Source organism: Bacillus sp. 3255 (assembly GCF_031456485.1).
GTDB lineage: Bacteria > Bacillota > Bacilli > Paenibacillales > NBRC-103111 > Paenibacillus_E.
Window position 1 is genome coordinate 143,414 of record NZ_JAVDUS010000014.1, and the last position, 14,551, is coordinate 157,964.

12 protein-coding genes and 1 pseudogene are annotated in these 14,551 nt (G+C 44.8%); 9 read left to right on the forward strand and 4 right to left on the reverse strand.

Features of this window, described 5'->3' with window-relative positions:
- Nucleotides 1-68: 68 nt before the first annotated feature.
- Complete coding sequence (locus J2X61_RS21065) at nucleotides 69-1,085, reverse strand: S-layer homology domain-containing protein (protein ID WP_310190292.1); 1,017 nt, start codon at nucleotides 1,083-1,085, stop codon at nucleotides 69-71.
- A 523-nt stretch (nucleotides 1,086-1,608) separates the two neighbouring features.
- On the opposite strand from J2X61_RS21065, the gene J2X61_RS21070 reads away from it, so the two are divergent.
- The 6 genes from J2X61_RS21070 (at nucleotide 1,609) to J2X61_RS21095 (ending at nucleotide 10,250) form a co-directional block, all read left to right on the forward strand.
- A complete protein-coding gene (locus J2X61_RS21070; RefSeq protein ID WP_310190295.1) occupies nucleotides 1,609-3,144 on the forward strand; it encodes a type 2 periplasmic-binding domain-containing protein in 1,536 nt (511 codons plus the stop codon).
- 104 nt (nucleotides 3,145-3,248) lie between these two features.
- Complete coding sequence (locus tag J2X61_RS21075) at nucleotides 3,249-4,136, forward strand: ABC transporter permease (protein WP_310190297.1); 888 nt, start codon at nucleotides 3,249-3,251, stop codon at nucleotides 4,134-4,136.
- Nucleotides 4,137-4,155: 19 nt separating this feature from the next.
- Nucleotides 4,156-5,040: a carbohydrate ABC transporter permease gene (locus tag J2X61_RS21080; RefSeq protein WP_310190299.1), complete on the forward strand. Its 885-nt coding sequence runs from the start codon at nucleotides 4,156-4,158 to the stop codon at nucleotides 5,038-5,040.
- Nucleotides 5,041-5,088: 48 nt separating this feature from the next.
- Complete coding sequence (locus J2X61_RS21085) at nucleotides 5,089-6,861, forward strand: sensor histidine kinase (RefSeq protein WP_274465724.1); 1,773 nt, start codon at nucleotides 5,089-5,091, stop codon at nucleotides 6,859-6,861.
- Nucleotides 6,836-8,491, forward strand: a complete 1,656-nt coding sequence (locus J2X61_RS21090) for a response regulator (protein WP_310190303.1) — start codon at nucleotides 6,836-6,838, stop codon at nucleotides 8,489-8,491. The genes J2X61_RS21085 and J2X61_RS21090 overlap by 26 nt, the downstream gene beginning before the upstream one ends.
- Before the next feature lie 25 nt (nucleotides 8,492-8,516).
- On the forward strand, nucleotides 8,517-10,250 hold the full coding sequence (locus J2X61_RS21095) for a right-handed parallel beta-helix repeat-containing protein (RefSeq protein ID WP_310190306.1): 1,734 nt from the start codon (nucleotides 8,517-8,519) through the stop codon (nucleotides 10,248-10,250).
- Between the two features lie 143 nt (nucleotides 10,251-10,393).
- Here the strand turns inward: J2X61_RS21095 and J2X61_RS21100 are convergent, their stop codons facing one another.
- Together J2X61_RS21100 and J2X61_RS21105 are read right to left on the reverse strand one after the other, a co-directional pair.
- Nucleotides 10,394-10,621 carry a hypothetical protein gene (locus tag J2X61_RS21100; RefSeq protein ID WP_310190309.1) on the reverse strand — a complete coding sequence of 76 codons (228 nt, stop codon included), beginning with the start codon at nucleotides 10,619-10,621 and terminating at the stop codon, nucleotides 10,394-10,396.
- Between the two features lie 115 nt (nucleotides 10,622-10,736).
- A complete protein-coding gene (locus J2X61_RS21105; RefSeq protein WP_310190312.1) occupies nucleotides 10,737-11,624 on the reverse strand; it encodes a LysR family transcriptional regulator in 888 nt (295 codons plus the stop codon).
- 113 nt (nucleotides 11,625-11,737) lie between these two features.
- Between J2X61_RS21105 and J2X61_RS21110 the strand changes: the two genes are divergently transcribed.
- The 3 genes and pseudogenes from J2X61_RS21110 (at nucleotide 11,738) to ytxJ (ending at nucleotide 13,783) form a co-directional block, all read left to right on the forward strand.
- Entirely contained in the window at nucleotides 11,738-13,123 is a 1,386-nt protein-coding gene (locus J2X61_RS21110; protein ID WP_310190316.1) for an MFS transporter, read from the forward strand.
- 23 nt (nucleotides 13,124-13,146) lie between these two features.
- Nucleotides 13,147-13,303, forward strand: a pseudogene (locus J2X61_RS21115) (NAD(P)/FAD-dependent oxidoreductase); the annotation flags it as partial.
- Nucleotides 13,304-13,423: 120 nt separating this feature from the next.
- Nucleotides 13,424-13,783 carry a bacillithiol system redox-active protein YtxJ gene (gene ytxJ / locus J2X61_RS21120; RefSeq protein ID WP_310190319.1) on the forward strand — a complete coding sequence of 120 codons (360 nt, stop codon included), beginning with the start codon at nucleotides 13,424-13,426 and terminating at the stop codon, nucleotides 13,781-13,783.
- An 81-nt stretch (nucleotides 13,784-13,864) separates the two neighbouring features.
- Here the strand turns inward: ytxJ and J2X61_RS21125 are convergent, their stop codons facing one another.
- Nucleotides 13,865-14,422, reverse strand: a complete 558-nt coding sequence (locus J2X61_RS21125) for a DUF420 domain-containing protein (RefSeq protein ID WP_274465717.1) — start codon at nucleotides 14,420-14,422, stop codon at nucleotides 13,865-13,867.
- Between the last annotated feature and the right edge of the window lie 129 nt (nucleotides 14,423-14,551).

Here is a 14,551-nt window from a genome sequence, read left to right on the forward strand (position 1 = left end):
CAGCTTTTATAAAAAAAACAGAAGTCCAGAACAACGTGAATGTGTTCTGGATTTCTGTTTTTTTTAATTTATTTCAATCCGCCTGTCAATCTTTTAAGCACGACTACCGCTTCAGCTCTGCTGGCTTGCTCCTGCGGTGCAAACTCTTGCTCTGTTCTACCATTCATGAGTCCCGAATCAACTGCAAGTGCTACAGTCTTCTTCGCCCACTCACTCACCGCTGTCTCATCGCTGAAATGAATTGAACCTGTAACAGGCATATCCTCTACTTTCGTCCCTGTAGCGTATCCTTTTGCACGAAGGAGCATAGCGGTCATTTCTTCACGTGTAATGTTTTGCTCAGGCGCGAACTTGTTGTCCGCAATACCGTTAATTAAGCCGGCTGCATAAGCTTTCTTAACCGTCTCCTCATACCAAGACCCTGAAGTTACATCTTCAAACGGGTTTTGCCCTGAAACAGCCTGAAGGTTTAATGCTTTGGTAAGCAAGGTTGCAAACTGGGCTCTCGTTACATTCGTATCCGGGGCAAAATGATCGTCATCCATACCTTCAACAACTTTTTTGTCAACCATCAGCATAATATCGGCTTTGGCCCAATGGTCAGCAAGATCACTGAAAATTTTGGTGAAACGAATCGACTCATTCGGTGTAAACGTTTGGCTTGATAAATGGTGATCAACGATTTTAACGGAGTTCCATTTGATGTTCGTCGTACCCGCTTTTTTTGCTTTGAAGGTAATGGTGCCAATATCCAGATTTCCCTTTTCACCGTCAACTTGGCCGATTTTTGTATGCGCGTAGGTAACTTCATTGTTCTTCACCATGGGAGAAACCGAGAAACCCGTTATCTCTGTATCGGCCTTGATGATTTCCACTTTGTTCGCATCGATGTCCAGTTTGACTTCATATGCGTATAAATCTTTGATATTTTGACCCTTTAATGTTACGGTGAATTCGCCGTTAACAGACTCGGCGCTGGAGGCAACCAGCTCGAATTGAGCAGTATTCTCCGCATAGGAAGGCGTTGCTGCAAGTGCTAAACAAAGACTACAGGCTAGAGTTGTTATCATCATTTTGTGCTTCATGATCTGATTCTTCCTCTCGTTTGTAAAGAATAGGAAAAGTTTGTCCGCTTTGATTGAACTTGTTTCTACTGAAGTCTAGGAATACACAATACATCATCATTTAGTTTACATCTGATAAAAGCGCATACAAATGATATTTTTTATCCAAAAGTTGATCTTTTCTACACTCATTGATGATTGGTTGGGAAATATGGATATCACTAAAGTAAGCTAGTGTGAAAAGGCGGTATGACAATGATGAAATGGTAAATGTGAATATAGTAATGTAAAAATGCGTATATTGAGAGGTCATTCAGCCCCCCTCTATAATTAAATATGAAGAAAGCGATTTCTTATCGGAACAAAATATGACAATGGGGGAGTAGATCCAATGAAGAAGCAATTGTTTAAAATAGGATTAACACTTTCGTTAGTCTCTGCTTTAGGTATGACGACAGCATGCACCAGCAATTCGTCAAATCAACCGCAAAATGGAAATCAGACTGAGCCGAGTGAAAAGGTGAATATGTCTTTAACCGATCCGATGTCTAAATATGATCCGCCAATTGAAGTAACAACAATACGTGCAGTCAGCAACATTAAGTTTGACGAAGGTGAAACCATTGATAAAAATGCGGTATATGACGCTTATGAGAAGGAGCTTGGCATCAAAATCAAAAATAGCTGGGTATCCGACAAATATACAGAAAAGCTGAAAATCAGCATTGCCTCGAATGACATACCAGACTTCTTTCGGGTATCCGCGAATGAATTGCAGCAGTTGCAGGAAGCCGATATGATTGCGGACGTAACTGACATCTTTGATAAATATGCAAGTCAGAAAACAAAGGAATGGTTTCATCTTGACGGGGGACGGCAGCTCAGTACAGCTACCTTCAATAACCGCTTAATGGCTTTCCCGGCTACAGACAATCCTTATAACTCTTCCAGTTATTTATGGATCCGTAAAGACTGGTTGGAGAAATTAGGTTTGCCCAAGCCGCAAACGATGCAGGACGTAATGATGATTGCCGAGGAGTTTGCCAAGAAAGATCCAGGGGGAGCAGGCAAGACATATGCCTTCGCTTTAAATAGCGATTATATCGCTGGAGGCGCTTACGATCTGCAAGGCTTCTTCAACGGATATCACGCTTATCCGGGCAAATGGGTCAAAGATGCTTCAGGAAAGCTGGTCTATGGAACGGTTATGCCGGAAATGAAGCAGGCGCTAAAGCAACTTCAGGACATGTATAAAGCCGGGATGATCGATCCGGAATTTGCTGTGAAAGATGCGGATAAGGAAAATGAACTGGTTGTGGCTGGTAAGATTGGAATGGCTTACGGCGCATTCTGGCAAAGCATTTGGCCGCTTCAATCGGCCGCAGTGCAGAACGGGAAGCTAGCTCAGGATTGGGAAGCATATCCTATCGTTTCGATTGACGGCAAACCGGCGAAAACCGCAACAGATATTGGAACAAGCAATTATTTCGTCGTATCTAAAAAAGCGAAGCATCCTGAAGCCGTAATGAAAATGATCAATAAATGGATTGATGTTCAAACCAATTTGACAGATGCGAATAAAGTTTACATGTTCGGAAAATCAGGTGTGGACAAAAGTGCGCTCTTGTGGAAAATTAACCCGACTGTATTTTTCGCCCAGGATGAGAATCTGCCTGCAGGCAAACTGCTTCCAAAAGCAATAGAGGCGAAAGACCCTACACTGCTCGGATCAAACCCTGAAATCAATTCCCGCTACAGACGTGTGGAGAAATATTTGGCAGGGGACCTGTCCATGTGGAACGAATGGGCGATTTCCAAGCCAGGTGGATCGTTTGCGATCATGGATCAGTATGATCGGGAAAAGCGCTACCAAATCGATGAGTTCTACGGCACATTGACACCGGCCATGCTCGAGAAGAAAGGGATACTTGAAGAAAAAGCCAAGGAAGCTTTCACCAAAATTATAATGAATAACGTATCGGTAGATGAATTCGATAAATTCGTAGTGGAATGGAAGAAGCTTGGCGGCGAACAAATGACCAAAGAAGCTAATGATTGGTATGCAAAAACTAAAAAGTAGCGACGGACGAACGTGTTCGGGATGCGGGTAGAATCCGCATTCCCGGACACTTCAATCTTCTGTGGCCTAGTTACAGATGGGAGTTGAGAAGTGTGCGGAGATTCATGCGAAACGAACGACTGCCTTTGCATCTCATGCTGATGCCAAGTTTAGCGATATTGGCCGTTTACAGCTACTGGCCGATGGCTGGGATCATCATCGCATTTGAAAAATATATCCCCACCAAAGGGATATTCGGATCACCGTGGATTGGTTGGAGGAATTTCAACTATTTATTCGATTTGCCCGATACCGAGAGAGCCATTATTAACACACTGCTTATCGCATCGATGAAAATTGCCTTGGGCCTGATTGTGCCAATGATCATTGCTTTATTGCTGAATGAAGTAAGGAAGACTGCGTTCAAGCGCACATTTCAAACACTTGTCTATTTGCCACACTTTCTATCCTGGGTTATCTTGGGAGGCATATTAATCGATGTATTATCTCCATCTCATGGGATCGTCAATCAAATCCTAAGCATGTTCGGCATCAAACCAATTTTTTTTCTTGGCGAAAACAGCTGGTTTCGGTTTGTTCTGGTTTCATCCGATGTCTGGAAAGAATTCGGATTCAACACAATTGTGTATTTAGCAGCGCTAACGGGGATTAACCCCAGCCTTTATGAAGCGGCCGAAATCGATGGGGCCAATCGGCTTCAACAGACTTTGTACGTAACAGTGCCGGGCATCATGCCTATAGCCATTTTGATGGTAACGCTCAGTATCGGTAATGTTTTGAATGCAGGGTTCGACCAGATATTCAATTTATACAGCCCGCCTGTCTATGAAAGCGGTGATATCATCGACACGCTTGTCTATCGTCTCGGAATTTTACAAGCGCAATACGGGCTTGCTACGGCAGTTGGATTGCTGAAGTCCACCGTTTCCTTGTTTTTGATTTCTACGTCTTATTATTTGGCTTACCGTTTTGCCAACTATCGTATTTTCTAACCTGAAAGGGGGAAGAAACATGGTTACTCGCGCATCTATCAGCAGAAAGGCATTTATTGGCTGCAATTATGTTTTTCTAACTGCACTCTCTCTGCTTTGCGTGCTGCCGCTCATTCATCTTTTAGCTGTGTCGCTTAGCTCTGGGGCTGCAGCCTCTGCTGGGATTGTGAAGCTGTGGCCGGTCGAGTTTACAACAGCAGCATACCAGAATATATTTAATAAAGCTCAATATCTAACTGCATTTTGGATGTCCATCAAGCGTGTAGTCCTTGGAACAGGGATTAACTTGCTGCTGACTGTAACAGCTGCTTATCCGCTATCCAAGGATTCTACCTATTTTCGTATGCGGACCGTATATGTTTGGATATTCGTCATTACGATACTATTTAGCGGCGGACTGATACCGTGGTTCGTGACGATCAAGGCGACAGGGCTTATGGATACGATATGGGCGCTTGTGCTTCCATCGGCAGTACCTGTATTTAACGTGATTCTGCTTCTTAATTTCTTCCGAAGTTTGCCGAAGGAGCTGGAGGAATCAGCCAGAATGGATGGAGCGGGGCATGTTATGATTTTATGGAGATTTTTTGTTCCACTTTCGCTTCCGGCTCTGGCAACGATTACACTGTTCAGTATGGTGGGACATTGGAATAGTTGGTTTGACGGCTTGATTCTGATGAACAATCCAGAGAATTACCCGATGCAAACATTTCTTCAAACCATCGTGATCAGTAAAGACCCGCGATTTTTATCAGCCCAGGAAGCCCAATTACTGGCGACTATGTCCGATCGGACAAGTACGGCTGCTCAAATCTATGTTGCTGCACTGCCTATTTTGCTCGTCTATCCTTTCCTTCAACGTTTCTTCGTTAAAGGTATTGTGATGGGCAGCGTCAAAGAATAGAAGATATAACGAAACATGGCTATAGATGACTAAGTGAGGTGGTCAACGTTGCAAGGATTTCGCAGATCCTCACCGATATTTTTGCGGCTTATTTTGGCCTTTATTATTATTTTGACTCCCTTGTTTGTCATCATGCTTGCTTTCATCGATAAAGGGAAGGAGGAATTGAGGGATAAAATTTCGGAGTCGATGATGGACAGAAATACGAACGTTCTGCACTCGTTGGAAATAGAAAGCGAGCGGATACTAAGATTGCTGCCTGAGTTTGTATTGGACAAAGATTTGCTGATACTCGCAGCAAATGGAGCTGAGTTGGATGACTACGATAAAGTCGAGAAAATTCAAGCCATTCAACGTAGACTCAAGCTTGTGAAGCAATCGAGTCCGTTTATCTCGGAAGTGAAGACCTATATTCCATCCATCGACCGGACTATATTGAGCTCGCAGTATCTAACCTCAATCAACGTACAGGAGTTTACGGCAATGGCGGCCTTGGACTCGCATGAGGGATCGCTGGTTTCCTGGGAAGGACGTCTTTGGATTCGATTTCGCTATGGCGGAGGTTTAAATAATCGACCGTTGTTCGTACAAAGTGTCGAGCTTTCTTTGCCTGAGATGACGAAATTGTTATCCGATACCAATCGATCGCTAGGCATAAGCACGGAGCTCGTTCGCTTTTCTGCCGATTCCTCCATTTCGACCGGAAACGATCCGGAACGGACGGAGTGGCTCAAGAGCCGTCTGCAGAAAGGGGGAGATCATGCAGGCATCGAATATGTTTCCTATCATAAAGAGCCGTATATGGTTGTATATCGCAAGTCTCTTCAACTAGGGATGTATATGGTATCTTTCATACCGGAAAGCAGCTTGCTGGGTGAATTGAGAAAGTACGAAACGAGGCTATGGATACTTTTTGCGGTGTCGTTAACATTGATTGTCATCTTTTCTTATTGGATCTATCGTATCATTCATAAACCGCTTAAGAAACTGGTTGTCACGTTCAAAAGTATGAAGAACGGCCATCTGAGACTGATCGAGGTACCCCGCCGTAACGATGAGTTCGCTTATTTATACCAGGGCTACAATGATATGGTAGGAACATTGGATGATCTGATCCGGGAAGTATACCACCAGAAAATTATCAGTCAGCGTCATGAGCTGAAGCGATTACAGTCGCAGATAAATCCGCACTTTCTATACAACTGCTTGTTCGTATTGAATCAGCTGATTTTATCAGGAGAGCTGGAAACCTCATACCGGTTCTCGCTATTTGTTGGGCAATACTTTCAATTTATGACCAGGGATGGTGCCGACGAAATACCTCTTCAAGCTGAGATTGCGCATAGCCAAACTTATATCAATATTCAAAAAATTTGTTTTGCGGACCGTGTTGACGTTTGCATACCTGAGCAAATTTCTTTTAAACATGCATGGATCATACCGCGGCTGATTGTTCAGCCCGTTATTGAAAATGCCTATAAATATGCTTTCGGCAATAAACACTCAGGCGGTAAGCTACGCATTCATGTGAACGAAGACGAAACGGGCATCGCTATACATATTGAGGATAATGGTGATAATTTGACCGATCTTGACATCTTAAAACTGCAAGAACGGGTAATAAGCACACCGGGTAATAACGAAGATATATCGGGTCTACATAATGTACATAGACGTATACAGTTAAAGTTTGGACAAGAAAGTGGAATTTCACTTGGCAGGTCCAGTTTGGGAGGTTTACGGGTAAGCCTTCTATTTAAAGTGGCCCCAACTAAGAACCAAGGGGAGATTGAGCATGCATCGATTATTGGTAGTAGATGACGTTCCGATTATCGTCGACGGTTTAACGGAATCGCTTCTGGAGGAAGAATCGCTTGATATAGAAGTTTATAAAGCGTATTCGGGAATAGAAGCTCTCGAAATATTAATGAAGAATAAAATCGACGTCGTCTTGTCTGATATCAAGATGCCGCATATGGAGGGCATTGCTTTACTCCAAGAAATCAAAGCGCAGTGGCCGAACTGCAAAGTTATCTTTTTGACCAGCTACAACGATTTTGATTATGTCCAAAGCGCGTTAAGTCTCGGTGCATTTGACTATATTTTGAAAACCGAAGAGCAGACGAAAATTATACAAGTCATTTCGAGGGCTATTCAAACCATAGAGGAAGAATTCACATCAAAGAAGCTCGTCGAGAAGGCGGAACTACATATGAAGCTGGCTATCCCGACGCTGCAGAAGGAATATATACTGGCATTGCTGCATGGAAAATCGAAAGATCCGTTTCGTATCGAGCATGATTTTACAGAAATAGGTATTCCTCTGAAAAGCGGCATTCCTGTATTTCTGCTGATTGCACGAGTCGACAGCTGGCGTAATGTCTCGATGAGGCTGGAGCAAGAGTTGCTCATTTTCGCCTTACAGAACATCATGGAAGAATGTTTTGGCGATGGCGCGACATTTTTCTCGGTTGTCTACGAACCCTCCAAAATGATATGGTTCATTCAACCTAATAAACTTGAAGCGTCACTTCCAGAAAACGAAGTTTGGCAGCGTACGTTCTATTTCATCAAAGGAACGCTTGAAACCATCCAGAACGCGTCCCGGGATCTGCTCCGTTTACCCGTCTCTTTTGTATTAAGCGAGCAGCCGGGAGAGTGGAGCGGTATTTCCGAGAAGTTCGACCGGTTGCTATCGTTTTTGGCACAAGAAATCGGTTTGCAGAGCGAAGTGCTCTTGGTTGAAGGAAGCCGTTTAACAACATCCAGTATGTTGACGGCGATTCCTAGTAAAGTAATCGGTTTCTCCTTACAAAGGAAATTTCAACTCCTGGGCTACCATCTCGAAAATGGCGGAGAAGAGCAATTCACAATCGTACTCGAGGAAGTGCTGAGCACTCTTGCGAGCGACGAATGCAATGATTATCTGAAAATGGAAATCTATCATTCCCTTGCATCGATTTTCATGTCTTATATGAACAGGCATGGTCTTACGCGGAAAGTGGTCGAGCAGGTGCCAGTCGGTAAGCTGTTTGATTCAAGTGAAATCATTTCATGGATGGAATTGATTGAATATTTCAGGCGATTGGCAATATGCATGTTCGTCTGTCAAAGAAATGATATGGATAAGAGTACGCATATCATTGTCGATAAGGTGCGCGAATATGTTCATGCGAATATAGCCTGCAATATTTCATTGACGTGCCTTGCGGAACAGGTCCATTTGAATGCCTCTTATTTGTCCCGCTTGTATAAAAGCGTCACGGGGATCAGCATATCCGAGTACATTGCTTCGGTCCGTAACGAACAAGCAAAAAAAATGTTAAGGGAAACAGGGATGAAAATTCAGGATATTGCGAAAGCGGTGGGTTATTTATCCGGGCTTGCCTTTATGAGATTTTTCAAAAAGTACAACGATGTAACGCCGCAAGAGTATCGGAATGGGAAATAAATGCGAGAAGGCAGGAGGAAAATACATGATCTTAAATGTAGAGAAGTTTGGCGCAAAGCCGGAGCAAGGCTTCGATAATACATGGGCTGTCAGGAATGCACTGGAGTACTGTAAGGAATCGGGAGCCTCAACGCTTGTTTTTCCGACGGGGAGTTATCATTTTTGGCCTGACAAAGCAGTAGAGAGGCAGCTTTTCATCTCTAATCACGATCAGGAAGGACTGCGCCGAATTGTATTCCATTTGACTGACCGAAGCGGGTTTACAATTGACGGACAAGGGTCGGAGTTTATTTTCCATGGTCCGGTGATCCCATTCGTTATCGATAACTGCCGTCATGTGACCATTCAGAACCTCGTGATCGATTGGGAGGAGCCGATGTTCACCCAAGGAACGGTCTCACGCACCCATTCCGATTCGTTCGACATCCAGCTGCCGGAAGGGAGTGTCTATCGGGTCGAGAACAACGCGGTTTGGTTTGAATTTGGCGGAAAGCCTGAAAAAGTATGGGGACTGAACGAATTCGACATGAAGACGAAAGCACCTGCCTATCAAAGCGGCGACAGATTAAGTTGGGGGAGCTATCGCAAGGTGCGAATTGAAGAGTCGAGTCCAGGAACAATTACATATTCTGGAGATAACATAAAACCGCCGCAAGTTGGCAATATCTTGGTTATGCGTTTCGGAAGAAGAGAGAATCCGGCTTTTTTCATCAACGGCGGGGAAAACATGAATTTGGAATCGGTTAACGTCCATCATGCCCCGGGCATGGGACTTATTGCGCAATGGTGTACGAATATACGTTTGTATAAGTTCAACGTCATGCTTAGACCAGGATCTGACCGTATGGTAACAGCCACAGCGGATGCCACTCACTTTGTTTATTGCCGTGGCCAAGTGGAAATCGAGCATTGTCTCTTTGAGAATCAACTGGACGACCCATGCAATGTGCACGGCATTTATGCCAGAATAATCGAAAAGCTCGGTGATGACAGGCTTATGGTTGAACTCGCTCACGGCATGGCCAAGGGGATCAAGATTGCCGAACCCGGCGATCAAGTTGAATTCGTGCGGCGCGACTCGCTGTTGGCATACGCAGCTTCAACGGTTAAAGACGTGAACGTTTTGAATAAAGATTATGTGGTGCTTACTTTTGATCAGCAACTGCCTGAGGATGTGCAATTGCTTGATGCAGCCGGCAATACCTTGTGGTATCCAGATTTAACGGTCATGCACTGTACGGTCAGGGCTAACCGTGCCCGTGGATTTTTGATCACTACTTCGGGAAACGTGCTTCTTGAGCATAACAAGATCAGCACACCGGGAGCCGGCATTAAAATTTCCGGCGACGCCAATTACTGGTTCGAGTCCGGAGCGGTTAGGCAGGTTATGATTCGCAACAACGAGTTTACGGATTGCAATTATTGCTGTCCGGATTGGGGAAGTGCCTTGATCGATATCGATCCCGAGATTGAGCGGCCTGAGGCGTTCGAGGAATGTTACCATCGCAATATTACGATTGAGAATAATCGGTTTGTTACATTCGATGTCGGTATCGTGAATGGGCATTCTGTCGACGGGATCAAATTCGTAAATAATGTGATTGAAAAAAGCGAATCTTATCCGCCGCATCATTTCATGAAGTATCCCATACAGCTTAAGGCGTGTACGAACGTTACGATTTCCGACAATCAATGGCCGGGCGGAGCGCAAACCGTTGTTCTGGTCAACGGTGTAGAAGTCACACAAGTGCCAATATAGTCCTATTAACGCGGAACATTGAATACAAAGTGGCTGTCGTGGGTATTTCATCCTGGCGGCCGTTTTTAATTATGTCAAAAAGATCGATAACACCGGCGAAGATTTGGCGGTAGCGGATGATAAGCAACGCATTTCCGCTAAGTTCAACCCAACCTTCCGCAATAACGGATTACCATGAGAAAGTTTACGTAAGTCACCTCCACATGCAAAAGAGCAGCCGTTGCAGGAACAGAAACACCGACGGATCGAACGAGATCAGAACAGGGGATTTCGGGCAAAAGCTTTTTAATCATCTCGTCCGCTTCATCAATGATGTGGCAGATTCGTTCGAATTCTTCGATGAGGTGCCGCAGCTCCCATTTGTCTTCCAAAGAGCATGTAGCGTCTCCAACGAAGTCTAGCGAGTGCTTGGAGCTCAAGAGCTTTGTTCCTGCCTCGCATACCGCCAGGGTCTATCCATGTACGCTTCCCAAATGAAAAGCATGATTAAACTGTCTGTTTGGATAACGACCCGAAATATTCTTCAACTACATCACGGAATTCCAGAGCAGCCCGCGAAATATATCGGCTCCTGTGCCGTAATAAAGCAATCTCCCTTACCAATTCATGGTCCTCTACTTGGAGATACTGGATATGCTCCCGCGAATTCCTTGCTGTACTTGGTATGAAGGCAATGCCTATTCCGGCTTCTACAAGCGCGCTTAACCTGGCAGGCTCATTTCCCTCATACACATATTTAGGTGCAAAACCGGCCTCTTTACATACGGAGTCTACTAAATCGCGAGTAAGGTAGCCTTTCTTTACACCGACAAACCATTCATCCTTAAGTTCATTCAAGGATACGCTGCTTCGGTCTGCCAGCCGATGCCCCATTGGAACAGCTACAAGGATGGGGTCGATGAACACGATTTGACATTCAATGTCATCCCCTTGTATTGGAGGCGAGGACAAGCAGAAATCGACCTCTCCTCGATGAAGGAGCGTAATCATTTCCTGCGTGGTCAGCATTTGCACATGAAATTGGATCTGGGGATGCTTTTTCTGAAACTCTCGAAGGATATTAGGCAGCGTGCTTGCGTTGGTCACCGCCAATTCGATTGTGTCATGTTCCGGTCTGGACAAATCGATAATCTCCTGCCTCCCTTGTTCCAATTCAAACAAAGCCCTTTCCGCACGGCGAAGAAATTTGCTTCCGAACTCATTGAGTCTCAGTCTCCTCCCTATTCGATCGAATAGAGGGACCCCTAGATCCTCCTCTAGGCGTTGAATCGTTTTGCTTAGCGACGATTGAGTAACGTGCAGACTACGTGCAGCTTCAGTCACATGTTCCAATCGAGCTACCGCTAGAAAATATTGCAGTTGAAGAAGTTCCATTCCACACCTCATTCATTCCTTCAAGTCAATGAAATCATAACATAAAATGCGTTGGAATAAATAATTGATTTCAAGTAAGATGACATCAATAAACTTTGGAGGGGAGCTCAAAAATGAATGCTCGCAACAGGTGGTTGATGATTTCCGTTGGCCTTGGTATATTATTGAACCCATTAAATTCTTCGATGGTTTCTGTTGCTATTCCAAGACTACAAAATGTGTTCCAACTTGACTTTACAGTTGTTTCCTGGATTATTTTTTCTTTCTACATTGCAAGCAGCATCGCTCAACCTGTTATGGGAAAAGCCAGCGATTTATTCGGTCGCAGGAGGATATTTCTTATCGGACTGATTGTAGCCTTCGTTGCCTCATTATTAGCTCCTCTTTCGCTCAACTTCGGGTGGCTCATCGTGTTCCGCATTGTGCAATCTATTGGAACAAGCATGATGGTTGCGGTGGGAATGGCCATTGTGCGAATTCATATTACGGAGAAGCAAGCGTCTGCGCTGTCTGTTTTGTCCATATTCCTATCCGGGGCAGCAGCAATTGGTCCCTTTGTTGGCGGGATCCTGATTCACTGGTGGAGCTGGCCTGCTATCTTTTTCGTCAATATTCCGTTCGCGGTGGCGAGCTTTCTATTAGCTTGGAGGAATATTCCTAAGGACAAAACGGCAACATCCGTTGCACGGGGCATGTCCTTTAGTAAATGGTTGGATTTGCTTGATGCGTCTGGGATCCTGCTCTTCACAGTAGGTTTGGTTGCCTTCCTCGCCTCCTTACTTTCAGCAAAATCAAATGGGCATATCTCATTAATGAGTGCTTTTGTCGGGCTGATAGGCCTCGTGCTGCTTGTGGCTTTCGTACGGCATGAGTTAAAAACGACGTCACCCTTTATTCCTTTGCGCGCATTCGCCAAGTATCCTACGATGACTTGGGTCAATGTCGAATTCATGCTCGTTAACTTACTTTTTTACTCTATCTTTTTCGGACTTCCGTCCTACTTGCAAATGGTACGTCATGTGGGCGAACTCCACACAGGGGTTCTCATGCTAAGCTTGGGCTTGTGCTCCCTCGTGGTTTCTCCAATTGCAGGACGCTGGATCGATAAATCAGGACCCAGGCCGGCATTGTTACTATCCGGTATACTGATGGCACTTGGGTCCATATGGATCGTGACATTAAATCAAACTTCACCGGTTATCAGTGTATGTTTAGCGTTAGCAGCATTCGGTATCAGTAATGGATTGAACAGTGTAGGTATGCAAGCGGCCTTGTTCAAAAGTGCTCCCAAAGAAATAATCGGAGTAGCATCCGGAATATTCAATACTTCAAGATACCTGGGAACCATTCTCTCTTCCTTGTTAATAGGTATCGTAATGGGAGGCAAGTTCAGCTTCGAAGGATTTCGAGTGCTTGGCATTATCCTCACGGTCATCGCATTGTCCTTGATATTTATGAACCGGCGGCGCCGGGAGTCAGGGCAATTACAAGAGTCGTAGGTTAAAAATAAGGAGGAATCGCAATGAAGACATACAAATCCATCGTAATCGGCACGGGGCCAGCCGGACTTACGGCTGCCATTTACTTGGCGCGCGAATCAGTAGCCGCTTGTTATCGAAGGGCCTGAGCCTGGCGGGCAGCTGACGACAACAACCGACGTGGAGAATTTCCCTGGGTTTCACAAATACCGCCAGGCGATTACCGCAGCGGGCAGCGGCTGTATGGCGGCGCTCGATTGCGAGAAATATCTTGAAGCCGTGGAGAATGTCCACTTTTAATGAGAGGAGAGAATGATTAAGATGAATGCGAGAGAAATCACAACAATCGAAGAATGGAAATCCGTGTTGGAGCATTCTGGCGAACGCGGACAAGTGGTGCTGAAGCATAGCACGATATGCCCGGTTAGTGCCAATGCGCTGAAAGAATATAATGATTATTTGCAAGACAATCCAAATCGTGATGTCGATTACGTACTCGTAAAGGTAATCGAATCTCGTCCTGTTTCGAACCAAATCGCCGAAGATCTTGGCGTCAATCACCAATCACCGCAAATCATCTACGTTACAAATAAAGAGAAGTACTGGACGGCCTCGCATTGGGCGATCACGATCGAACATATGACGGCGGTACTGAACTACGGAAAGGTTCGGCAATATTAAATTTTTGTAAGTGAGTGTGAGTGTCATGACAACTGTCAACATTAAGGATTGCTCCTCAAATCGACTATCGTCGCATTAGCTTCAATAATACGGTTCCATCATTAGGAACACGACAACCCCGGTTAAGCTGACATATAGCCAAATCGGCATCGTCCAACGGGCAATTCTACGATGTTTATGCAACTGGTTAGTCCATCCCCACACGAGAGTGAACAAGGCGAGCGGCACGATGATGGCCGCCAGAATGCTGTGAGAGATCAGAGTGAAGAAATAAATCGGCCGGATAATGCCTTCACCACCGAACCTCGCCGTCTCCGAAGACATGTAATGGAACGTTAAGTAGGAGACAAGGAACAACAGTGTAGAAGAGAAGGCGGCGAGAATGAACCCTTTGTGAAGCTTTACGTTCTTCCGTAGGATCCCTATCAACGCGGCTAGCAGGAAGATGAAGGTGAAGCTGTTCAACACCCCATTGATTCTTGGAAAGATGGTAAGATCGAAATCGATCTCTCCCTTGTAGCCAATCGGTGAGAAGAACAAGAGTAAAATAACGATATTAGCGACTAATGAGATGGTGACGATGGCAGCCGTATAATTTTTGTTGCTAGCTTGCCGCGGTGCATGGTGGTTTTCGCTCATTTAAACCGAAGATCTCCTTTCCTACCACATGGTAATGGCTTCATTATAAGCGGGTTTTGTCGTACAGCAATCAGATATTGATGTCAAAACTGCGAACTCTTATTGACGATTTATAGTCTTCAAAAGGTA